Here is a 23,955-nt window from a genome sequence, read left to right on the forward strand (position 1 = left end):
GTAGGAGGGGAATCAAACAGTTGGGTCAAGAGATCCTTTGACCCATCTAACTCGGCGAATGCCGAGAGACTATTATAATAGAAGGAGGAATGTATATTTTAGGAGTGGGTTTATGCTGAAGGGAACGAGTGTACTAAGAGAACAAAATAAAAGAAAAATACTAGCGTTAGTACGTAGATATCAACAAACAACAAGAAAAGATTTATTAAATGAAATGGATGTGAGCAAAAACACCATTTCACTCGCTGTAGATGAATTAATTCAAGATGGCGTCCTAGAGGAAATAGGCATCAAAGACCCTAGCACTAAAGGGCGCCCTAAAATATTATTGCAAATTAAAGCAAATAGCTATAAAGCAATCGGAATCACAATTAGCAAACGAATCATTGCATACTCGATTATTAATTTCGATGGAACCTTAATTGATCGAGGTGAATTTGAAAATGATGGAACAAATGCGGAGACAACTCTTCAATTTACCGTCCAACTAATAGATCGACTACTGGAAAAATATGATCAAATCATTGGGATAGGCATTGGCATACCAGGGATTATCAATGAATTAGAACAAAAAGTTTCTATTTCCGTTCATTTAAATTGGAAAGATGTGACATTAGATCATTTCTCCCGTATCGATATCCCTATTTTCATCCAAAATAGTGTAAATATGGGAGCACACACTGCTATTGAAGATGAAAATCTATATGACCATCAAAGCCTCTTTTATGTAAGAATCAGTGAAGGTATCGGTGGTGCCTTTATACTAGATGACGTTCTCATCCCCGGACATGCAGGGACGGCTGGCGAAATCGGTCATATTTCAGTCGATGCAGAAGCTCCCAAATGCCGTTGTGGTCAACATGGCTGCCTTGAGTCACTTATAAATATTGAACAATTTAAACAAGAAATGGAAAGACTTGATATAAAGTGGAAAGAAAGAAACGGATTTTTTCAAGGTATAGAGAACGATGAGACTTTAGGCAATAACCTTGCCAAATACGGCTACTACCTAGGTAAATCACTCGTCGTCGTCATCCACCTGTTGAACCCAACCGTTATTGTGATCGACACACCTTATAACCATGTTGACTCATTTCAAAATGAATGCCTACACTACTTGGACACCCATAGCCTTCCAAGAGTGTACAAAGACACAGCTATCATCTTTAGCACAAAACGCTATGACATTAGCCGTGGCGCTGCATTATCTGCAATTATTAATTATGAGAAGTTTATGTATTAATCGTAATGCATTCCAAAAAGTAAGCGTCAAAGGATCGCGACCAATTTAGTGGATTAATTGACGCTTATGTTTTGTTTGTTTTCGTTAAACGTTCAAAAAGTTTAATGGCAGTTAGCAACAATCTCTGTACCAGAGTCTGTTTTTTAATACACTTTTCAGGATGATGGGTCAAAAGGGCCCGCTTCCTTCCGAAACGGGCTCTTTTTTCCTGCATGCTCTTTATACCCCCTGTATCTTCCGCGCTTGTGCACACGAGTTTCGTTCTGTAAGAACAGGCTTGAGCGGTCCGTCTTGTTCGGGTTTATACTGGCCGTGGATGCAGTCAATCAATGTGTGAACGAGTCTGTCCGCAATGGACTGTACCGGAACCCCGACGCTTGTCAATGGGACTTCGAGGTTGGCCATTTGAGGGATGTTGTCGTAGCCGATGACGGATATGTCCTTTGGAATGGTGAAATCGGCTTCTCGGAGGGCGCGCACGATACCTGAGCTGATGTCGTAGCTTGCGCCTATAATCGCCGTTGGCACAGGTGCGGCTGACTGCAGCATCCGGTTGACGGCACTGTATCCGTCGAGCCACTCGAGACCCGCTGTGTTGATTAAATGGTTTCTCGTGACAGGCAAGCCCAGTTCTTCCATTGCCTTCAAGAATCCTTTGTATTTTTCGAACTGGCGGTTGTCGATGGGGGAAAAATCCCCGACGAAGGCGATGTGCTTATGCCCGAGTTGGTGCAGGTAGTTGACCGCGGTTTTCATGGCCCCTTGGTAATTGACATCGATGATCGGATATTCATCTTCGTCTTGTCCCACTCCGTAGGAAACGACGGGCAGTCCCTTCGCCAATGCGGCAATGGGTTCGTCCTCTTGCTCGTCGAATACGATGACCCCGTCGACTTGGAATTTTTTAAACGTCTCCAGAGAGTTTTTGATTGTATCAATGGACAAAAGCATTTGGTAGTTGTTTTTCTTTACAATTTCATTTATTTTCGTTACAAGTGAGGAAGGCGCCATTCTTTCGACAGTCGGCCAGATAACGCCGATTGTCTTGGAATGTTTGGAGACGAGCCTTTGGGCGGCAAAGTTCGGCTCGTACCCCAGTTCTTCCGCAATCTTGATAATTTTTTCTTTCGTTTCGGATTTCACAAGCGGACTGTTGTTCAGTGCCTTTGAAACCGTGGAATAGCTCACACCCGCAAGGGTGGCAATGTCTTTAATTGTAATGGACATATATTTTTCCCCTTTTAGCATACCATTGATCGTTATACAGCATTATAACAGCGTTGTTAAAAAAAGTAACGCCACTTTGGGGAATAGAGCAACTTTACATATGATATTAAATAAGAGTGCTAGCTTTCGCTCGAAAGAAAAACTTGTAGGTATGCTGGAATACATGAAATTTTACAACAAGTATCTTGCCAACCGTTAAACGCAGGGCGCCCGCTGTAAATGTATGTGTTATTATCGATCCTTATCACCGTGTTACCGAAAGAGAATCCTGCTGGAAAAGAAAATAGGGCGAGCATTCGTCTCCCTATATAAATTTGGTCCGCACACGCTTTCGATATTCGGATGGGGTCACTCCTGTTTTTCGCTTAAATAAATTACTAAAATACGTAATATCCGAATATCCCAGCCTGTCGGCTATTTCATTGATTCTTAAGGATGTCGTCTCGAGCAGTTTCTTCGCTTCATCCATACGGATTTCAATAACGTAGTCTACAAAGTTTTGATTTGTCTTGTCTTTAAAAAGTTTGCTAAGATAACTTGGATTTAAATGTACATAGTTTGCAGTTTCTGCTAAAGTGACTTCTCCTGGCATTTTGCTTTTGACATACCGCATCACTTTTTCAACGGTGGATAACTCAGACGGATCTGGTTCTTTCACGAAAGTATTTTCTGGATGATTATTTTTTAGACGCAGCTTTTCCCACTTTTCCAGGCATTTCTTCATATCTTCCAGTTCTACCGGCTTTAGCAGGTAATCAATAACACCCGAACGCAAGGCATGCTGTACATAGTGAAATTCATCATAGCCGCTGATCATGACGCAGTCTGTTTGGCGGTTTTCATTTACCAATGATGTCACGAAGGCAAGTCCATCCATCACGGCCATTCTAACATCAGTCATGACAAGATCAACAGAATGTTCCTTTAAAAAATCCAAGGCCTCCAATCCATTGGTGCATTCTCCAACAACTTCAAAGGGCAATCCCGTTCTGGCTATCGTATGTTTAAGCGCCGTTCGAACCCACTTCTCATCATCGACCAGAAGGATTGTGTACATGCGATCACTTCCTGTATAAAGAAAAAATGATTATTAAAATTACACAGTTTCCATGCCTGTAAATCTGCTAATCAATATACCTGTTCAACGGCAGGCGAATACAAATGACTGCTCCGCATCCTTCACAGCTTGTAATACTGATTCCATACTCTTCTCCAAAAAGGTGAACAATTCTTCTGTGTACATTTACCATGCCAATTCCTTGTCCGCCTTCCATTACATCCTTTTGTTTTAGATTTCTGCGGATTTCTTCCAGCTTCTCCGGATTAATTCCCATTCCATTGTCCTGAATTTGGATGACATACGCATCCTCCGATTCCTGTAAAGCCGTTATGCTGATTTTTGAAATTCCTCCTGAAGGTTCAATTCCATGCTTAAATGAGTTTTCAACAATCGGTTGAATCGAGAATTTGGCAATATTTTGGCTTTTCGCCCAATCCGGGATCTTGAATTCGTACTCTAGCTTTTCACCAAAACGGTGTTTCTGAATTTGAAGGTAAACTTTTGTGTGTAGAATTTCTTCCGCCAACGCTACTGTTTGTGAATGATTATTTAAATTATAGCGCAATAATTTAGCCAACGCGGCAGAAATATCTGCTATATCATCCATACCATATTCTAAAGCCATTCCACGAATGGTCTCGAGTGAATTAAATAAGAAATGTGGATTGATTTGCGCCTGAAGCGCATTTAGTTCTATTACTTTTTGGCGGAACAACATTTCGGTTTCCCGAATTTTGGAAAGGTAAACTTCATTTACAAGTTCATTTAGACGGATTAACATTTTATTGAATCCATTTGTCAGATCACCAATTTCATCTTTTGATAAAACTTCGACCTGTCCGCTGAAGTCTCCTTTTTCCACACGCTTCATCGTTTTTTGCAGCTTTCTTATTGGCTTAATGATACTGCTCGCCAAGCCTGCTCCGAGAATAGCGGCAACGAGTAAGATGAAGAAAGTCGTAATAAAAATGGTGTTTCTGATAAAAACAGAACTTTTAATCAGTTCTTTATAGGGAATAGATGTAATGACGGTCCAATCCAAAAATCCAGAATGGCTATATGTCAGTAATTTTTTCTCATCTCCGTTTGTGACAAATGATCCGCTTTTCCCGCGAAGAATTTCATTTATATGTTGAAGAGAAGCTTTTTTCCCAAGTTCAGAGAAGTTTGGATGATAGACGTAATTGCCCTGTGAATCAACGATATACATAACCCCCGAATGCCTGATATTGACTTGGCTGGCAATTTCCTCAAATCGCTTAAAGTTCACATCCATCACAATAAAACCGATTGGTTTTAAGGTCTTCGGGCTAAACAGCCTTCTTGCAATGGAAATAACATACTCCTCGTTATCGTCATCCGAAAGTGTTCGTGGGACAATAACAGTTTCACCGGTGTCCGGAAGAATTTTTTGAAAGAGCTCCATATGAAAAGGCTCAATTGGATGATAAAGAGTAAAGCGGGCATCCAGTGCATCAACCGTTGCAACATGATTCAATGAAATGGTAATATTGGTTATATCTGATCTTGAGTAGGCCGCATTTTGCAACACTTGTTTGACATTGCTTTCCATTCCGCTTGACTCAAATTCCTCTTGGGTATCCATATGGAGAAAACGTTTAACCGTCTGGTTGTTCAATATTTTTAATACCTCAATCTCAAAATCTCCTACATAATATTCAATATGAGTATTTACCTGATTTATAATTTGCCAGCTATATGAACGTGCTTCATTCTCAAGGACTACGACTGATTTCTCATAGGTAAAAAAACCAATAAAACCAATCGGGACAACAACAAGCAGTGCAGAAAAAAGAAACAGCTTGCAAACCAATGACCGATCTTTCATAAGCAGCATATGTGCCAGCCGCTTAAATGCATTTCTACTATTATCTCGCATACACACACCTTGTTTCCCTGTGAGATGGAAAAAGAAAAACTATGCTTTAATAGTAGCATAGTTTTTCTATATCCAAGTTCAAGAAAAGAAAATGTTATTTTCTTGCCTTATCGATTGCATCGAGAACATCGGCATAATCTGAATAATACTTATCGATTACAGATTTAACTTTATCCTGCCAAGGTGTGAGATCATCCACTTCAACTATGTTAACCCCGGCCTCTTTTATTTTTGCTTCAGAATCTTTCTCCATTTTAGCCCATTCCTCACGTTGATAGGCTACAGATTCTTCAGCTGCTTCCTGGATAATCTTTTTATCAGCATCACTTAATTTATCCCATATGGCCTTGCTCACAACAACTACTTCAGGTAAACGCTGGTGGCCGTCAAGGATTATATTTTTCGCTACTTGGTAGTGGTTGGCAGAAACGTAACTTGGCAAATTGTTTTCCGCACCATCGATAACACCTGTCTGCAGAGAACTAAATACTTCTCCATAAGGCATGGGAGTGGCATTGCCGCCAAGTGCAGCAATCAGGTCCATATTAATCTGGCTTTGTTGCACCCGAATTTTATGGCCTTTCAGGTCTTCAACATTTTTGACAGGCTTAGTAGTATAGAAGTGGCGGGCACCCGAATCATAATAAGCCAGTCCTAACATTTTGGCCCCTTCCAGGCTTTTTAACAATTCCTTCCCTTTATCGCTGTTTAAGAAATTCCATTCGTGTTCGGAGCTGTCAAAGATATATGGAAGACTAAAAACGCCCAGCGGCTTACTGAACTCAGCCAATGGCCCTGTACTTACCCGTGCGAATTCAACCGCTCCTAATTGAACTTGTTCAATGATCGATTTCTCATCTCCAAGCTGACCATTGGGGAAAACGTTAATTTTAATGCGGCCATTCGATTTTTGTTCAACAAGCTCGGCGAATTTTTTATCTCCCAATACAGTTGGGTAATTATCCGGATGGTTATCAGCTAAACGGAAAGACCACGCTTTTTCGTCAGAATCTGATTTTGTTCCATCGGAAGTTTTTTCTTTATCCCCCGCTCCTCCACAAGCAGATAGAACGAGACTTGCCCCAAGGATTGCAGTTAGCATAAAGGATAAACGTTTTGGTGACTTCTTCATGATAATCCCCTTTCCAAATGATAAAAATGAGTTGTTATATAAATTTTAATAACTCCCTATTAATGGCCTAACACACGCGGCAGCCATAACGAGATGGCTGGTACATAAGTTAAAACCATCAAAATGGCAACGAGTACCAACCCAAACGGCGCCATTGCCCTGGCCGTTCTCATGATCGGGAGGCCGCCGATTGCCGAAGCAATGAATAAAACTGTGCCAACCGGAGGTGTCAAAAGTCCAATCCCCAAGTTCAACATCAGGATGATGCCAAAATGCACCGGATCCATTCCCATTGCGGTAACAACAGGAAGCAGGATGGGTGTCATAATCAGGATAAGCGGTGCCATATCCATTCCGCATCCAAGAATAAGGAGCAAAATGTTGATGATCAGCAGGACGATAATCGGATTATCAGAGATATTTAATAAACCATGTGTAACCATCGAAGGTATTTGCAGGTACGCAATTACATACCCTAAAGCATTTGAAGCAGCAATCAAAAATAATACCATTGAAACCGTCCGGAACGTCCGGATCATGATGACCCCCATCCGGCTGAACGGAATTTCCTTAAAGACAAAGAAAGTAACAATGACGGCATACAAAACTGCAATAGCGCCCGATTCAGAAGCAGTAAACCAGCCTGAGAAAATTCCGCCAAGGATGATAACAATCGGCATGACCGAAATAATTCCGTCTTTAATTACCTTTGGAACATCTTTTTTGTCAATGACTTGTGTTTGTGTGAAGCCTTGGCGAATCGCCAACATGCGGCTTACAATCATTAGAGTTAAACAAAGCAAGATTCCCGGTACGACACCGGCCATAAACAAGGTTGCAATCGATACGCCTCCTGAAGCCAAAGAGTACAAAATTAAGTTATGGCTTGGGGGAACGACAACCCCCTGAATGGCAGCGGCCGAAGTTAAACCAGTTGCAAATTCCTTGCTATATCCCTTTTTTTTCATCATTGGAATCATAACTGATCCGATTGACGATACATCCGCAGCAGCTGATCCCGAGATATTCCCGAACAATAGACAGGCAAGGGTGTTTACCATCGCCAAACCGCCGCGAACCCGGCCGACCACCAGCATGGCGAGGTTGATTAAACGGACAGCCAAGCCCCCTTCATTCATTAGCTGGCCTGCCAGAATGAAGAATGGGATTGTTAACAATGCGTAAGAATTAACCCCCTGAATCATCCGTTGCCCAATAACCTCTAGCGGGATATTTAAATATATCATCGTGATAATGGTGGAGCCAGCTAAAGTAAGGGCTACCGGAAAACGCATTAGGAGCATAAGAACAAAGCTGCCAAGGAGTATGATTATAGCAATTGTTGTCGGTTCCATTGTCAGTCGCTGCCACCTTCCAAATGATGTCTCCTCGTGTCAATGCCAATCAATTGCAAGAAAGCATAAATGATCATCATAAAACCGGTAATTGGCATGATTGCGTACTCCCATGCGTTGGATAATTTCGTTGCTGGAAGGGTTGAATCACTCATTAATACAGTAAAATCCCAGCCGTATTTGATTAAATACACCGCAAAAGCCATCGTGCCAAGCGCAACCACTTTATCTAGGACATTAATTGCCGCCGGAGGCAAATTTGCGGTAAAAGATTCAATGGCTAAATGCAATTTTTCGCGAACACCTATGGCAATTCCCATAAACGAAAACCAGCATAACAATAAAAGAGTAACTTCCTCTGACCAAAACAATACAAAATGAAACAACTTCCGGGTAAAAACTTGAAGCGTTACAATTATAATCATGGCAATAAGCGAGCCCAACGCCACTTTTTCAAAAAGACTGTCGATAAACAGGCATGCCTGTTTAAGCCCCTTCACAAATAGCTCCCCCTTTTTTATTCTTTGGATAAGTACCTTTTCAACAATGAAAGGCTTTCTTAATTAATTGTAAATGCTTTCATTACTCTCGGAAACCGTATTAAATTTAGATTTTTTTATACTTTTTTTAGGTATTGTCAAATTTGTTTAAGAATCTGTAATTATTAGAGAGGAAATTGCAGGTCCCGCATGTCCAAGCTTTTTTCTCTATTTTGCAGTCATTCCAATATATCAATTGTCACAGAATGATTATAGGCTGAAAGTTGGATTTGAAAAACAACACTTATTTGCTAGAATCTTTAAATAACAACGTTGTTATTTTATTTTGGAATAAAATGGAAGGGTTTACATTTTTTCTAGTGGCAGTTTTGCTTACTGTCACAACAATTAAAAAATTATTATGGGAGGCTTTTAGATGAAGAAGTATCTTGCTGCGATCATTTTTTCACTGGCGCTTATTTTTCAGTATGCTGCAGCGCCAATCACTTCGAATGCCCAGGAAGTTTCAGTGTGGGACAGCGAACTGCCCAAAATTCTGGAGAACATTAAAAAGCCGGTTTTTCCTGACAGGGATTTTTATATTGACGATTTTGGGGCCGTCAATGATGGATTAACGAAGTCGACTGAAGCGATTAATCAGGCAATCTCTAAAGCTCATGAGGCAGGGGGAGGGAGAGTTGTTGTTCCAAAAGGCACCTACCTGACAGGGGCTATTTACTTAAAAAGCAATGTGAACCTTTACCTGGAGGAAGGCGCGGTCTTAAAGTTCAGCCAAGATCCGAAAGATTATTTACCGCTAGTAAAAACAAGATGGGAAGGAGTCGAACTGTATAATTATTCTCCGCTGATTTATTCGTTCGGTGAAGAAAACATTGCGATATCCGGAAAAGGTACACTTGATGGACAGGCTGATAATGAACACTGGTGGCCTTGGAAAGGAAAGACGGAATATGGCTGGAAAAAGGGAGAGCCGCACCAGGCAGAAGCAAGAGACCAATTATTTCAAATGGCTGAAGACGGAGTCCCGGTAGAAGACAGAAAGTTTGGTGAAGGGTCTTACTTAAGGCCAAGCTTTATACAGCCCTATGAAAGCAAAAATATTTTGATCGAAGGCGTCACGCTGATTGATTCGCCAATGTGGTTTATTAACCCTGTACTTTCTGAAAACGTTACAATTGAAGATGTTACTGTCATTGGACACGGTCCCAACAATGATGGGGCCGATCCGGAGTCGAGCAAAAATGTGCTTATTAAAAATTCTCACTTTGATACAGGTGACGACTGTATTGCTATTAAATCCGGAAGAAACGCAGATGGGAGACGAATTAATGTTCCTTCCGAAAATATTGTGATACAAGGGAATGAAATGAGAGACGGACATGGCGGTGTAGTTATAGGGAGTGAGATGACCGGAGGCGTCAGGAACGTCTTTGCGGAAGATAATTCAATGGACAGCCCAAATTTGGATCGTGTTTTACGCATTAAAACAAACTCCGTAAGAGGCGGTTTCGCAGAAAATATTTATTTAAGAAATAATACGGTTAATGAAGTGGGGGGTGAAGTCATCCGGATAGATATGCTTTATGAAGAAGGAGATGCAGGGAACTATACTCCAACTGTGCGTAATATTGAAGTTGACAACCTTCACAGCCACGGCGGCAACTACGGCATTTTCATAAGAGCATATGACAGGGCGCCCGTCCAAAATCTTAAAATTACAAATTCAAGTTTTAACAATGTAAAAACACCTACACTCATCAATCATGTAGAAAACATGGTTTTATCCAATTTTACAATTAACGGCAAAAGCTATGATAATATGCCCCCAAAAACGACTGCAGAAATCAACGGCGAAAGACTTTCGGATGGCACATATTTAAACAAGGCTGAAGTGGAGCTTGCTGCTGAAGATGAAAACGGGATTGCAAAAATAGAGTACCGATTGGCAGATGGACCGTGGATTGAATACTCCGATCCCTTTATCATCAAACAAGCTGGCGAAACAAAGATTGAATATCGCGCCATAGATCAGACAGGCAACAGAGAGCCGGTGAAAACACTTACAATAAACATCATCAACACGGACATAAAGGGATTAAAAAAATATGTGGAAGGTTCTGATATTCAGCCATCCGGTATTAAAAATGCAATAGAAAAGAAAATTGAAAATGCAGCACGCGATTTTGAAAAAGGAAATATCGAACAAGGGAATAATAAGTTAAACAATCTGCTCCATTTTATCAGCAATCAGAATGAAGAACACATTTCTGAAGCGATAAAGAACGACTTGGTGAAGATGATTCAATCCGTGATGAAGTAGCTGTGGCAGCAGCAAAAAAATATCGCTGTTGTTTTGTAAGCGGTTATATTATATAATCAATTCAAAAATAACAACGTTGTTATTTCTTGTTTTTTGTAAAATTGAAAAGGGAGATTGTGCTGCTGTGGCAACAAGTATCTGCTTGGACCCCGTTCATTTCGGCGTCCTGTTGTTGATTTTGAACCTCCTTTTTGCCTAGTGTTCTCATGAAAATAATATTCTATGAAAAAGCAGGTGTCATGATGAAAAAGTTTATGGACGATTCTTTTCTCTTGTCGACAAAAACGGCCGAAGTGCTGTACAACGAATATGCGAAAGACATGCCAATCATCGATTACCACTGTCATTTAAGCCCGCAGGAAATCTATGAAAATAAAACATTTAAAAATATTACGGAGGCATGGCTGTACGGCGATCATTACAAATGGAGGGTCATGCGCGCCAACGGTATCGACGAGAAATATATTACCGGCGATGCGGACGATTATGAAAAATTTTTGTCCTGGGCAAAAACTGTTCCTTTGACGATCGGAAATCCGCTCTATAATTGGACGCACCTGGAGCTACAGCGGTTTTTCGGAATCCGCGATATTTTGAATGAAAAAAGCGCTCCCGAAATTTGGGAAAAGGTGAATGCCCAATTGGCCGGCGCAGGCTTCGGCGCAAGGGACATCATTCAAAAGTTCAATGTGGAAGTCATTTGCACGACGGATGATCCGGTCGATTCGCTGGAGTATCACCAAAAAATCAAAGCGGATGAAACGTTTGATGTGCAAGTTCTGCCAAGCTTCCGTCCGGATAAAGGGCTGAACATCAGAAATGAAGGCTTCCGTGAGTGGGTCGAAAAACTGGCATCCGTTTCGAAAATGGCTATCGCTGACTTTGACGGCTTTTTGCAGGCGATGGAATCCCGTATTGACTATTTTCATGAAAATGGTTGCCGCGTTTCGGACCATGCCCTGGATGAAGTCGTCTTCGAACAAACGACAAAGGAAGAGGCCGGACGGATTTTTACAAAAGCATTGGCTGGAGAGGCTTTGTCTGTTGAAGAAGAGAAACAATATAAATCTTTTGTTCTTGTATTCTTGGGAGAGGAATATGCAAAACGCGGCTGGGCGATGCAATACCATATGAAGGCGCTCAGAAATACAAATAAAAGAATGTTCGATAAGCTCGGCCCCGATACAGGGTTTGACAGCATCAACGACGGGCGGATTGCGGTTCCGTTATCGCAGCTTCTGAATGCCCTTGCTGAAAAAGACAGCCTGCCGAAAACGATTCTTTATTCCTTAAATCCGACTGATAATTATGTGATTGCGGCCATGGCAGGCAACTTCCAGGGCGGTATACCGGGAAAAATCCAGTTTGGGACTGCCTGGTGGTTTAACGATCAAAAAGACGGCATGCTTGACCAGATGAAGGCCTTGGCAAACCTTGGACTCTTCGGACGGTTTATCGGGATGTTGACGGATTCCAGAAGCTTCCTTTCCTATACAAGGCATGAATATTTCAGAAGGCTCATGTGCGACCTAATAGGAAGCTGGGTTGAAAACGGAGAAGTGCCGGATGATATGGACATGCTTGGTGAAATTGTTCAGGGAATCTGCTATTACAATGCGAAAAACTATTTTCAATTTGACAAATAAGCTGTTGCGAGGAGCCGATGTGTTTGCAAACGTTAAATAAACAGATGTGGAAAGGTTATCAAGAATATCCCGAAAAGGTGCTCCAGTTTGGCACGGGAAATTTCTTGCGTGCGTTTACGGATTGGATGGTTCATGAAATGAACCAAAAGACGGGCTTCAACGGGAGTGTCGTTGCGATTCAATCGACGAACAGTGGAACTGCGGACAAAATCAACAGCCAGGACGGGCTGTACACCCTGTATTTGCAGGGGATCGTTGATGGGGTTCCCCGGAGAAACCATGAAGTCATCCATTCCATCAGCCGTGCCTTGAACGTGAATCGGGATTATGACGAATATATGAAACTTGCTGAAAGCCCGGATATGAGATTTGTCGTATCCAATACGACAGAAGCCGGAATTGTCTTTGCTGAAAAAGATCGGTTGGGCGACCGGCCGCCGCAAAGTTTTCCTGCCAAGCTGGCAGCCTTTTTGCATCACCGGTTCCAATTTTTTCAAGGGGACCGGGAAAAAGGCCTGTATATCATACCCTGTGAACTGATTGACAGAAATGGGGAGCGGCTGAAAGAGATTATTTTGCAATATGCCAGGACGTGGGACTTGGGCGCGGATTTTTCGAACTGGATCGAAGAGGCCAATTATTTTTGCAACAGTCTTGTGGACCGCATCGTTCCGGGGTTTCCGAAAGATGAAATGAACAACATCCGCCGGGAGCTCGGATATAAGGACAGTCTGATAGTTGTTGGAGAACAGTACCATTTGTGGGCAATTGAAGGGCCGGAGTCGTTAAAAGAGGAATTCCCGGCGGAAGCTGCAGGATTAAATGTAAAAGTCGTCAAAGATCTTGCCCCGTTCCGCGAAAGCAAAGTGTATATTTTAAACGGCGCCCATACAGGAATGACACCCGTTGCGTATCTGTACGGGATTGATACGGTAGGGGAAGCAATGGAAAACATAGTGGTGAGACGCTTTATTGAAGGGCTCATTTTCGAAGAAGTCATCCCTGCGCTTGATTTGCCTGAAGCGGAGACAAAGACTTTTGCGGAAGATGTACTGGCGAGGTTTTCCAATCCCTATGTACAGCACTATTTAAAAAGCATCGCCTTGAATGCGATGTCCAAGTTTCGCACCCGGAACTTGCCGATGCTGCTTGCTTATGCCGAAAAGTACAGCCGTGTTCCAAAGCGAATTTCCTTTTCGCTTGCTGCATGGATATCTTTTTACAAAGGGAAAAGGGGAACGGAAGACATTCCGCTTGCGGATGATGCCGATATTTTACAATGGTTTGAAGCGTTATGGAAAGAATGTGACCGCACAGACGCCGGATTGGAAAAAGTGGTTCAACGCGTGCTCGGCAATGAACGTTTGTGGGGAAGGAATTTGAACGAAGTGCCGGGTCTTTTGGAAACAACAGCTAGCTTTCTCATTTCAATTGAAAAAGACGGAATGGGAAGCGCGCTGGAAAGGAGCGGCTTTGAATGAAAGAAGCCATTAAGATTCATCATCAGGATAATGTGATTGTTGCTTTAAGAGATTTTTCAAAAGGCGAAAAAATTGCGGAAGACGGCGGGAGCGTCGAGCTGAAAGAGGATGTCAGGCGCGGCCATAAGATCGCGGTCAAGGATATTGCCGAAGGGGAAGACGTCATGAAATACGGCAGCCCGATTGGCCATGCAACGGCCTTTATCCCGAAGGGGTCGCATGTTCACACGCACAATACGAAGACGAATCTGGACGATTTGCAGGAGTACCGGTTTGAACAGAAGCTGGCGGAACTGCCCCATGAAAACCGGAATCTGACTTTCAGGGGATACCGCCGGAAAAATGGGGAAGTCGGAATCCGCAACGAACTGTGGATCGTCCCGACAGTGGGATGCGTCAACGGCATCGCGGAAATCATCATCCGGCAGTTCAAGGCGGAGGTAGGCGATATTTCCCCGTTTGAACATATCCATGTGTTAAAACATCAATATGGCTGTTCCCAGCTCGGCGACGACCATGAGAACACCAAGACCATTTTGCAAAATGTCATTAGGCATCCAAACGCCGGAGGGGTGCTGGTTTTGGGACTTGGCTGTGAAAACAACGAGTTGCCGGCATTGCGCGCATCTCTTGGCGAGTATGACGAAAATCGTGTGAAGTTTTTGGTCAGCCAGGAAGTGGCCGATGAAATGGAAGCGGGTGTCCAGGCGCTGCTGGAAATTTTTGAGGCGGCTAAGGATGACAAAAGGGAAGAGGTTCCACTGTCTGCACTAAAAGTGGGCTTGAAGTGCGGAGGCTCGGACGGCCTATCGGGCATAACGGCCAATCCGCTGCTTGGCAGATTTTCGGACTTTCTCATTGCGCAGGGAGGCACGACCGTATTGACGGAGGTGCCTGAAATGTTCGGGGCCGAGACCATGCTGATGGAACGGGCGGATAATGAAGAAGTTTTTCAAAAAATCGTCCATTTGATTAACGATTTTAAACAGTATTTTATTGACCATAACCAGCCTGTGTATGAAAATCCTTCCCCGGGCAATAAGGAAGGCGGGATTACCACCCTAGAGGACAAGTCTCTCGGCTGTACGCAAAAGGCGGGCCAGGCAACGATTGTGGACGTTTTGCCATATGGGGGTATATTGAAGAAAAAAGGGCTCAATCTGTTAAGTGCGCCGGGCAATGACCTCGTAGCTTCTTCGGCTTTGGCTGCTGCAGGCTGCCAGCTCGTATTGTTTACGACCGGAAGGGGGACCCCGTTTGGCACGTTTGTTCCAACGATGAAGATTTCGACGAATACGCCTTTATATGAAAAGAAGCGCCACTGGATTGACTTTAACGCAGGCTCTCTGATTGAAGATGTTCCGGCTGAAGAAGTGCTGGAAAACTTTATTCAATATATTATTTCCGTTGCGAGCGGAGAGCCTGTAAAAAACGAAGTGAATGACTTCAGGGAACTGGCCATTTTTAAAACGGGCGTGACGTTGTAGTTTGTTTTAACAACGTTGTTATTTTTGGAAGGAGTGCTTTGCATGGAAATGAATTTTCGCTGGTACGGTGCCGATGACCCGGTCACGCTGGATAATATCCGGCAAATACCCGGGATGATTGGCATCGTGTCGGCCATTTATGATGTCCCGGCCGGAGAAGTCTGGCCGTACGAAAGAATCATGGAATTGAAAAAAGAGGTGGAAAGCAAAGGCTTGCGGCTGGATGTCATTGAAAGTGTACCTGTACATGAGGAAATCAAAATGGGGCTGCCCGGACGCGATAAGTGGATTGCCAATTATAAAGAAACGTTAAGAAACTTGGGCAAAGCCGGTGTGAAAGTAGTGTGCTACAACTTTATGCCGGTTTTTGACTGGACGCGCTCCGAGCTCAATGCTCCGCTGCCCGACGGCTCTAATTCCCTGCTATACGACCATGAAAAAGTGAAAAACATCGATCCGCTGAGCGGGGATTTGGTGTTGCCCGGCTGGGATCTGTCATATGAGAAAGAACGGCTTGCGATCATTATGGATTACTATAGGAAGCTTTCGGAAGAGCAGCTGATGGAAAATCTGATTTATTTCCTGAAAGAAGTCATTCCCGTTGCAGAAGAAGCAGGCATTCTTATGGCCATTCATCCGGATGATCCACCGTGGCCGATATTCGGCCTTCCGCGGGTGGTGACGAATAATGAAAACGTCCGCTATATCCTTGAAACGGTGAACAGCCGCCATAATGGCATTACGTTTTGTACAGGTTCTTACGGAGCGGACCCTGCCAATGATTTATTTGAGATTATCGATACGGCGAAGGGGCGCATTCACTTTGTCCATGCACGAAACATCAAGTGGATTGGCGAAAAATCATTCCAGGAGACATCCCACTTGGCCCGTGACGGTTCACTTGATATGCCGGGCATTTTAAAAAAGCTGAAGAATGCGGGTTTTGACGGGCCGGTCCGTCCGGATCATGGCAGGATGATTTGGGGAGAAGAAGGGCGTCCTGGTTACGGGCTGTTTGACCGCGCACTCGGTGCTGCTTACATTCATGGAATACTTGATGCTTTTAATAGACAGGAGTCAGGGAAATGAAATTGCCTTTTAACATAGATTTGCAGGACAAGGTGGCCGTTGTCACCGGAGGAAGCGGCGTTTTGGGCTCGGTCATGTCAAAAGCGCTGGCCGCAGCAGGAGCGAAAGTTGTTGTACTGGCAAGAAACAAAGAGAAGATCGAACAGCTTCTCAACGAGATTAGGAAAGACGGAGGAACAGCGTACGGATACAGCGTTGACGTCCTGAATAAAGAAGCGCTTGAAGAGCTGCATGAAAAAGTTGTTCAGGAAATAGGACCTTGTTCCATTTTAATCAACGGGGCCGGCGGAAATCACCCTAAGGCCACGACTACACACGAATATTTGGAACAGGAGCATTTAGCGGAAAAAACAGAGCAATCGTTCTTTGACCTCAATCCAGGAGCGGTCGAGGACCTCTTTCACCTCAATTTCCTCGGGACGCTGCTCCCCACCCAGGTTTTTGCCAGGGATATGGTCGGCCGGGAAGAATGTACGATTATTAATATTTCCTCGATGAATGCGTACAGGCCACTGACGAAAATCCCGGCCTACAGCGGGGCGAAAGCGGCGATCAGTAATTTTACGCAGTGGCTCGCCGTTTATTTTTCAAAAATGGGCATCCGCGTGAATGCTATTGCACCAGGGTTCTTTTTAACAGAACAAAACCGGGGGCTGTTAATAGAAGCAGACGGGAACTTGAGTGATCGGGCGAATAAAATTTTGTCCCAGACGCCAATGGGGCGCTTCGGGCAGCCGGAAGAGCTGGTGGGGACGCTTCTATGGCTTGCTGACCACCGGGCTTCAGGGTTTGTCAATGGCATTGTCGTACCGGTGGATGGCGGTTTTTCGGCCTATTCAGGCGTGTAGAAAGGGAGGGGAAAACGATGCAGGCGTACAACATTTTAAAAGAAATGATTTCTCATAAATTAGCAGTCGTCATTCGAGGTGAGAATCATTCCATGGCCTATGAAACAGCGCAGGCTTGTATAAAAGGCGGTCTTAAGTTGCTTGAGGTGACATTTACCGTACCTGGAGCGGAACGCTTAATCAGAACGTTGTCTGCTGAAGGCGGAGACGTCCTGGTCGGATCCGGAACGGTTCTTGACAGTGAAACGGCGAGGATTGCCATTTTGGCGGGGGCGAAGTTTATCGTCAGTCCGGGATTTGATGCCAATACAGCGAAGCTGTGCAACAGATACGGTATTCCGTATCTTCCCGGGTGCATGACTGTCAATGAAATGCTGCAGGCAGCCGAATACGGTGTATCGGTGATTAAATTGTTTCCGGGCGATGCCTTTCAACCATCCTTTATTCAAAATATTCACGGTCCGCTTCCTCACATCGAGATCATGCCGACAGGCGGAATAACTCTTGACAATGTGGGCGGCTGGCTGAAAGCGGGCGCGGCAATGGTTGGTGTAGGCGGCGAAATTACAAAGCCTGCCAAAACCGGAGATTATGAAAAGGTCGAAGCGCTGGCCCGGTCTTTTCGACAATCCGTAAGAATGGTTGGTGATTAACATGGCGAACGTGTTGACAATCGGGGAAATGCTGATGCGCTTTACCCCGGTTAATAAAAAAAGGCTGAAGCAAGCAGATCAGTTGAATGTGTATTTTGGAGGGGCTGAAGCAAATGTTGCCGTGTCTCTCAGTCAATTTGGCCATGCTGTTTCTTACCTGACGGCCATCCCGCCGAACGATATCGGAGAGGCAGCCGTCTCTCATCTTAAAATGGCGGGAATTGACACAAGATGGGTGTACCGAATGGGGGACAGGCTCGGAAGCTATTTTTTGGAAGAAGGTTTTTCATTAAAACCGGCAAAAGTGATTTATGACCGTAAATATTCTGCAGTCAATGAACTGCCGATGTTGGAGCTGGATTGGGATGCTGTATACCAAGAAATAGATGTAATGCATATTACCGGCATAACGCCTGCTCTAAGCAGCCAAATGAAGGAATTTACGATAAAAGCTGTTTGTGAAGCGAAAAAGCGCAATGTTCGGGTCAGCTTTGATTTTAATTACCGAAGCAAACTGTGGGGTCTTCCCGAGGCAAAAGAAACGTTCCAGGAAATGTTGCCGTATGTGGATATTTGTTTTATGGGGTATAAGGACTTCACACTTTTATGGGGGCTTGACGGGCCGAACCATTTTGATGAAGAACGCTTGGCAGCATTTTATGGGGAATTTGCCGGGCGCTTCGGGATTCAAGTGTTTGCCAGTACAAAGCGGACCGTTTATTCGGCAGGCCGAAACGATTTGACAGGATTTTTATACAAGAATGGCTCCTTATTCAAAAGCACAACACATAAGTTTGATATAATAGACCGTATTGGAGGAGGAGACGCTTTTGCAGCCGGAGTCCTCCATGGCATTTTGCAAAATGATGAACCAACACAAATTATTCAGTTTGGGACGGCAGCCAGTGTATTAAAGCATGCCGTGCCTGGCGATTACAACCGGTTTACACCAGAAGAGGTCAACGAATTTTTGAATCAGCAGGGCGGGGATGTAAGCAGGTAACCGGGGTAAAGGAGTAACTGATGCAGCGATTAGCCATTTTTCGTTATCTATACGTATTATACAGTTTGGTATTTTTACTTCATATATGGAATGTTGTTTTTGCTGACAATAAGTTCGATTATATCGTTGGCGTGTTAGCAATCTTGCTGTTGCTTATTTCTTTTTCAGGTGCCGCGAGATTATTTAAAGTGTTGGGCGGAGCTTTTGTTGTGATTGGCCTGTTTGCCTTTATCACTTCGGGAAATGATTTGATGCAAATCCCTTTATGGATGGTGTCCAATTTGTCTGTTTTGGCCCTCCTTTGCATGCTCCCATGGATGAACAGTGTCGTAAGAGTGGGTGGTTTTGACAAGACGCTCATATCGCTTTTGGAAACAAATGTATCTGATTTGGGGAAGTTATATCCGCGCAGCTCGATTACGACACTCGTTCTGGCTGCTTTTTTAAATTTGTCAGCCGCCTCCATTTCCCAGGACGTTTTAAAGGAAAATTTATCATCGTTCCCTAAAAAGATACGGGATTCATTTATATCGGCGGCAACCTTGAGAGGATTTACTTTGGCTCTTTTATGGAGCCCGTTGGAACTGCTGCTGGTCGTCAGTATTTTTACGACGGGGGTCGAATACCTTTCTTTGTTGCCGTGGCTCCTTTTAACGGCCGGAATCACGTTTTTCCTTGATGCGATCTGGGGAAGGCTTTTTTATCGGAAACATCCATATTCAGCCCAAAATAAAGTCTTGTTTGACGCCAAAACAATGGCAGTCAATCTGTTTCATTTGCTGGCGGCTTTGGTGCTGTTTCTCGTTTTCGTAATTGTGTCGGGCAATATATTTGATTTGGAATTTCTGTTAACGGTAACCATTCTGATTTTCCCTTTCGCATTCGCTTGGTCTTTGTTGATGAAAAAAGGGCGGCCGTTTCTGGCGGACGGCTGGGAAAATTGGAAAGAGAAAACAAACGGAATGCAGAATTTTGTTGTATTATTTATTTCGTTATCTTTGTTCGGAAACAGTTTAAATGAATCTTCCTTTATGGAAGTGATGGAAAAGCCTATTTTGGCTCTTTCGGAATACCCGCTCCTTATTTTTATCTTCATCCAGGTCTTTTTTATTTTTATGAGCATGTTTGGCGTTCATCCGGTTGCGACCATTGGAATACTTGGCGGGGTCATATCCATTTTGCTGGAGATCATGAATCCGGTCAGCGTTGCGATCGTCCTTGTCACAGGTGCTGTTGCCACACTGACGGTGGGAACGTACGGGCTTGTCGTCACGTTGACGTCCATGAACACAGAACAGAGCCCGTATCACATTACGTTAAGGAATATGCCGTTTGCCCTCTTGTTCGGAACGATCGGTACGATGATCGCTTATTTTTTACTGTAAAAGGGAACATTTCCATTTATAAAAAGACAATCCATTCGAGGTTTGTCTTTTTTCTTTTGACCCTGCAAGGTGGTTATGGCAAACTGAACAAAAGTTGAGATCATTTTGTGTAATGTTTCATCGGTTTAATCGTCAAATAAGAAAGGGGGAAATATCGATGGCGATAAAAAAATTCTTCTCATTGCTGCTTTGTATAATAACCGCCTTTGCCTTGGCGGCCTGCAGTTCGGATGACTCGCCGGACAGCAGCGGGGAAATGGCCAAATCAAGTGATTCATCCGCTTCCAATGAAATAGCGATGAGGAATGAGACGGAAAATTCCACGGTTGATGAACCAAAAGAAGCAGAAAAAGAGGCAATCATTGACACAGACGACAGAATGATTATTCACAGGGCTGATTTGGAAGTGAAAGTGAAAAGTTTAGAGAAAGCCCGGCAAGACATCGAGAAAAAGGTGAAGGAATACGGGGGATACATCGTAGAATCGAATATTTACAGAGAAGAAAATGAACTTATGAGCGGGCATTTAACAATCCGCATTCCCGAAAAACACTTTCAGCAGTTTCTGAACGATGCAGAGGAAGCGGCTGCCGAAATAATGGGAAGAACTGTCACGGGTCAGGACGTGACAGAGGAGTATGTCGATTTGGAATCCCGCTTAAAATCAAAGCGGGCGGTAGAGAGGCGGCTGCTTGATTTCATGAAAGATGCGCAAAAGACCGAAGATTTATTGAAAATATCACGTGATTTGGCGAAAGTCCAGGAGGACATTGAAGTTATCGTCGGCAAAATGAAATACCTGGAAAACCAAACCGCCTACTCCACAGTGGACATTTCCATGCAGGAAAATAGGGTTGTTGTCCCCGGGGTAGATGGAGATCAGTTGAATACGTGGGAAAAAACGAAAAAGCAGCTTGCTGTCAGCGTGAACTTTTTGCTTGCGGCGGCTTCAAGTCTTGTCGTATTTTTTGTCGGGAACCTGCCGGTTATTATTCTGGTGGCAGTGATTGGTTTAGGGGTTTATTATTTTGTGAAAAGAAGGAAGAGAAAAAAAGAATGATTATTATAGAGGAAAACCCAAAAGGAGAAACTTACGAAAAGCTTATCGATCTGGCTTTTGAACTATGCGACGAATTCCATCTGGTTGTCAGAAGAGATTTGGGTTCAACGAGGCAGCTGGAACCGATTTTAAAGGAGCTGGAAAGTTCTTTAAAAGAAATGGTTGTAACAAATGAATGGACGGGGACCTTATTGGGCGGAGGACAAAAGGCAAGGGTGTATTATTACAGCGCGGATGAACATGCCAGAAAAATAGTAAAAGAGAGGGCCGATTCCCTTTACGAGTGGATGCAGCCGAATTTGCCGGAAGACCTGTCCTTTCTAAAGAAAGGGAAACCGTGGCTGGTGAATATTGCCCATGAAGAAGAGAGTTATATCATGTCCGAAAGTGAATATTGGATCAAGCGGATACGTGATATCGAAGGGCTGAAAATCGCGTTTGAGGAAGATGAAATCTAAAGGGGCTTTTTGAACAGCCCCTTGACCATAAATTCAATAAACTTCTTAGTTGGCAAAGTGATTAGCGACACCAAGCAGCAAGGTCCCTTGTACTTCACCATTCCAACTCTGAATATGCTCAATGAGTTTCTCGCGTTCAATTAATAGTTTTTTAGAACTTTCTACAAGAAATTCTCCCTGCGAAGTGAATTGGACTCCTTTATTTCCCCTGATAAAAATGGCTATATCGTTTTCTTTTTCCAATTGCTGAATGCGGTAAGTAATGGCAAAATCTAATATGATGATAGAATAAGGAATTTATCAAAAGGCATACTGGAATGATTCATAGTGTGAGAGTGGAAAAGCATGCTGCTTTCAGAAGCATGGAAAGAGGGTTGCCATACGACAATGGAAAACTTGAATAAAATCTAGGAAATCCTTATTATATATGCATTTTGGGGGAAATAAGAGCAATTCGTTAATTCAAAGAAGTTGATATTAAACAAACCAATACATGAATGAAAATGCCCATCTGATTAAAATATATTGCTAATAAAAACTCTAAATCGCATGTGATCTATATGATAAAAGTAGATAACGTTCTATAAACTCAGCTAATCCATCATTTTCATGATGTCCTGTAACAAAGTCAGCTGCTGCTTTCACCTTTTCGCTCGCGTTCCCCATTGCCACACCAATGCCGGCATGAAGAAGCATTTCTATATCATTGGGTCCGTCGCCAATGGCCGCGACTTCATTTGGGCTAATGCGAAGTTCGGTAAGCAAGTTTTTTATAGCTGACCATTTGGAAATGTTAGGAGCAACCAGTTCAAACCCGTCGTTCCAATCGATGACTGCTGCTTCCTTTTTAAACAAAGCAGATAATTCAGGAGTTGGTGCACCTGTTCGAACACTATATTTAAGAACATCTTGATAATTTACCTGTCTTAAGTCCCCAATATAGCGTGGCGGAATTTGCCCAACATTTGTCCAATAATCAATTTCTTCATTTGTTTCCTTACAATAAAGCCCATTTGCCGTGTGGATAACAACATTATATGGACTTTCAGCGGTCAAATGGTGAAAGCGTTCTTCGTTCAATCGAACGGTTTTCATTTCCATAATCCTCCCTGTCTCTGCATCGTGAATAGCGGCACCATTCAAACAGATCATCGGGGTTTGTAATCCAATTTCTTTATGGTAGGGAGCGGTTACTTCATAGTGTCGGCCAGTGGCTAGAAAAACCTTTACTCCCTGATTCATGAGTCTATAAATGGCTTCCATATTTCGATGGGAAATATAATTTGAGGCCTTTAGTAGCGTCCCATCCATATCAATAAATACTGCGCGTACATTCATTTATACTCCCTCCTCATTCGTTGATAAAGCAATGATATCATCTGAATATGAAAGCCTGGTAAACTCAGTTTATAGATTAAGTAAAGTTTGTCGGGAAGCAGGAGACGTGTTTCTGGAAGGTAAAAATTTGCCGGAAGACCTGTCCTTCCTAAAGAAAGGGAAACCGTGGCTGGTAAATATTGCCCATGAAGAAGAAAGTGATATCATGTCCGAAAAAAGTGAGTATTGGATCAAACGGATAGGTGATATCAAAGGGTTGAAAATCGTGTTTGAGAAAGATGACATCTAAAAGAGTGGACCTGCCACTCTTTTTTTAAAGGTCACGTAATACAGAAACAAAGACATGCCACTTATCTGGATCCGAATTAACTGAGTATACCCTTTCTTTGGAGAAAACAAAAGACCATGGGTATGCGCAATCAGTATATATGTGGATGTTTGGTGAAAAGATCCCTTCCGCAATGACCGTGTTTCCCTCCAAGATTTTCACCTTTATGTTCTCAATGTGCAAGTCATGGGACAGCCCGGTTCTTAATAGAACAGTGGCAACGAGTCCTCCATTTTTCTTATATTTTCCCCTGAATAGAGCAGCGCTGCATTCGGCTGATGATGGCGGGAGATTTTGAACTGCCTGGAAAAATGCTTCTTTTTGTTTTTCGGTTAATGTACTCCCCCAAACTGGATGAAACTGTAAAAGAGCCACTGGGTACCATCCTTCCTTTCATTAACAATCCGTTTCTTTTCCATATGTTAAACGAATGGGCCGGCTA

The 23,955-nt window shown here is 43.3% G+C and carries 22 protein-coding genes; 13 read left to right on the plus strand and 9 right to left on the minus strand.

The features are described from left to right. The first annotated feature begins 112 nt into the window (after positions 1-112). Entirely contained in the window at positions 113-1,243 is a 1,131-nt protein-coding gene (locus AB1L08_RS01360; protein WP_413062875.1) for an ROK family transcriptional regulator, read from the plus strand. Positions 1,244-1,307: 64 nt separating this feature from the next. Here AB1L08_RS01360 and AB1L08_RS01365 read toward each other — a convergent pair whose 3' ends face one another. The 7 genes from AB1L08_RS01365 to AB1L08_RS01395 form a co-directional block, all read right to left on the minus strand. Further along, a complete protein-coding gene (locus tag AB1L08_RS01365; protein WP_413062876.1) occupies positions 1,308-1,457 on the minus strand; it encodes a hypothetical protein in 150 nt (49 codons plus the stop codon). Positions 1,458-1,462: 5 nt separating this feature from the next. Continuing rightward, positions 1,463-2,470 (minus strand): LacI family DNA-binding transcriptional regulator, encoded by a 1,008-nt coding sequence (locus tag AB1L08_RS01370; protein WP_413062877.1) that lies wholly within the window; start codon positions 2,468-2,470, stop codon positions 1,463-1,465. Positions 2,471-2,774: 304 nt separating this feature from the next. Beyond that, on the minus strand, positions 2,775-3,527 hold the full coding sequence (locus AB1L08_RS01375) for a response regulator transcription factor (protein WP_413062878.1): 753 nt from the start codon (positions 3,525-3,527) through the stop codon (positions 2,775-2,777). Positions 3,528-3,594: 67 nt separating this feature from the next. Next, on the minus strand, positions 3,595-5,430 hold the full coding sequence (locus tag AB1L08_RS01380) for a sensor histidine kinase (protein WP_413062879.1): 1,836 nt from the start codon (positions 5,428-5,430) through the stop codon (positions 3,595-3,597). 94 nt (positions 5,431-5,524) lie between these two features. After that, positions 5,525-6,562, minus strand: a complete 1,038-nt coding sequence (locus tag AB1L08_RS01385; protein WP_413062880.1) for a TRAP transporter substrate-binding protein — start codon at positions 6,560-6,562, stop codon at positions 5,525-5,527. A 59-nt stretch (positions 6,563-6,621) separates the two neighbouring features. Next, positions 6,622-7,917 (minus strand): TRAP transporter large permease, encoded by a 1,296-nt coding sequence (locus tag AB1L08_RS01390; RefSeq protein WP_413062881.1) that lies wholly within the window; start codon positions 7,915-7,917, stop codon positions 6,622-6,624. Between the two features lie 2 nt (positions 7,918-7,919). Further along, the gene (locus AB1L08_RS01395) at positions 7,920-8,417 is read right to left on the minus strand and encodes a TRAP transporter small permease (protein ID WP_413062882.1); all 498 of its coding nucleotides are present in this window, start codon (positions 8,415-8,417) and stop codon (positions 7,920-7,922) included. Positions 8,418-8,832: 415 nt separating this feature from the next. Here AB1L08_RS01395 and AB1L08_RS01400 point away from each other — a divergent pair, with 415 nt between their 5' ends. The 11 genes from AB1L08_RS01400 to AB1L08_RS01450 all read left to right on the plus strand — a co-directional run bounded on the left by AB1L08_RS01400 (position 8,833) and on the right by AB1L08_RS01450 (position 21,847). Continuing rightward, the gene (locus AB1L08_RS01400; RefSeq protein WP_413062883.1) at positions 8,833-10,737 is read left to right on the plus strand and encodes a glycoside hydrolase family 28 protein; all 1,905 of its coding nucleotides are present in this window, start codon (positions 8,833-8,835) and stop codon (positions 10,735-10,737) included. 242 nt (positions 10,738-10,979) lie between these two features. Continuing rightward, positions 10,980-12,383 (plus strand): glucuronate isomerase, encoded by a 1,404-nt coding sequence (uxaC, locus tag AB1L08_RS01405; RefSeq protein WP_413062884.1) that lies wholly within the window; start codon positions 10,980-10,982, stop codon positions 12,381-12,383. A gap of 23 nt (positions 12,384-12,406) precedes the next feature. Continuing rightward, positions 12,407-13,864 carry a tagaturonate reductase gene (locus tag AB1L08_RS01410; RefSeq protein WP_413062885.1) on the plus strand — a complete coding sequence of 486 codons (1,458 nt, stop codon included), beginning with the start codon at positions 12,407-12,409 and terminating at the stop codon, positions 13,862-13,864. After that, on the plus strand, positions 13,861-15,351 hold the full coding sequence (locus tag AB1L08_RS01415; protein ID WP_413062886.1) for a UxaA family hydrolase: 1,491 nt from the start codon (positions 13,861-13,863) through the stop codon (positions 15,349-15,351). Before AB1L08_RS01410 ends, AB1L08_RS01415 begins: the two co-directional genes overlap by 4 nt. A gap of 42 nt (positions 15,352-15,393) precedes the next feature. After that, positions 15,394-16,440 carry a mannonate dehydratase gene (gene uxuA, locus AB1L08_RS01420; protein ID WP_413062887.1) on the plus strand — a complete coding sequence of 349 codons (1,047 nt, stop codon included), beginning with the start codon at positions 15,394-15,396 and terminating at the stop codon, positions 16,438-16,440. Beyond that, complete coding sequence (locus AB1L08_RS01425) at positions 16,437-17,288, plus strand: SDR family oxidoreductase (RefSeq protein ID WP_413062888.1); 852 nt, start codon at positions 16,437-16,439, stop codon at positions 17,286-17,288. The genes uxuA and AB1L08_RS01425 overlap by 4 nt, the downstream gene beginning before the upstream one ends. Positions 17,289-17,305: 17 nt before the next feature. Next, positions 17,306-17,941, plus strand: coding sequence for a bifunctional 2-keto-4-hydroxyglutarate aldolase/2-keto-3-deoxy-6-phosphogluconate aldolase (locus tag AB1L08_RS01430; protein WP_413062889.1), 636 nt, complete (start codon positions 17,306-17,308; stop codon positions 17,939-17,941). A gap of 1 nt (position 17,942) precedes the next feature. Then, positions 17,943-18,944 (plus strand): PfkB family carbohydrate kinase, encoded by a 1,002-nt coding sequence (locus tag AB1L08_RS01435; RefSeq protein ID WP_413062890.1) that lies wholly within the window; start codon positions 17,943-17,945, stop codon positions 18,942-18,944. Positions 18,945-18,964: 20 nt separating this feature from the next. Next, positions 18,965-20,329, plus strand: a complete 1,365-nt coding sequence (locus AB1L08_RS01440; protein WP_413062891.1) for a hypothetical protein — start codon at positions 18,965-18,967, stop codon at positions 20,327-20,329. Positions 20,330-20,486: 157 nt separating this feature from the next. Next, the gene (locus tag AB1L08_RS01445) at positions 20,487-21,389 is read left to right on the plus strand and encodes a DUF4349 domain-containing protein (protein WP_413062892.1); all 903 of its coding nucleotides are present in this window, start codon (positions 20,487-20,489) and stop codon (positions 21,387-21,389) included. Then, entirely contained in the window at positions 21,386-21,847 is a 462-nt protein-coding gene (locus tag AB1L08_RS01450; protein WP_413062893.1) for a stage III sporulation protein AH, read from the plus strand. Before AB1L08_RS01445 ends, AB1L08_RS01450 begins: the two co-directional genes overlap by 4 nt. 540 nt (positions 21,848-22,387) lie before the next feature. On the opposite strand, the gene AB1L08_RS01455 is transcribed toward AB1L08_RS01450, so the two are convergent. Next, a complete protein-coding gene (locus tag AB1L08_RS01455; protein ID WP_413062894.1) occupies positions 22,388-23,185 on the minus strand; it encodes an HAD family hydrolase in 798 nt (265 codons plus the stop codon). 106 nt (positions 23,186-23,291) lie between these two features. Between AB1L08_RS01455 and AB1L08_RS01460 the strand changes: the two genes are divergently transcribed. Then, the gene (locus tag AB1L08_RS01460; protein WP_413062895.1) at positions 23,292-23,474 is read left to right on the plus strand and encodes a hypothetical protein; all 183 of its coding nucleotides are present in this window, start codon (positions 23,292-23,294) and stop codon (positions 23,472-23,474) included. A 24-nt stretch (positions 23,475-23,498) separates the two neighbouring features. Here the strand turns inward: AB1L08_RS01460 and AB1L08_RS01465 are convergent, their stop codons facing one another. Continuing rightward, positions 23,499-23,888 (minus strand): SLAP domain-containing protein, encoded by a 390-nt coding sequence (locus tag AB1L08_RS01465; protein WP_413062896.1) that lies wholly within the window; start codon positions 23,886-23,888, stop codon positions 23,499-23,501. Positions 23,889-23,955 lie beyond the last annotated feature (67 nt).

The sequence above is a fragment of the Siminovitchia jepli genome (genome assembly GCF_047228825.1).
GTDB lineage: Bacteria > Bacillota > Bacilli > Bacillales > Bacillaceae_C > Siminovitchia.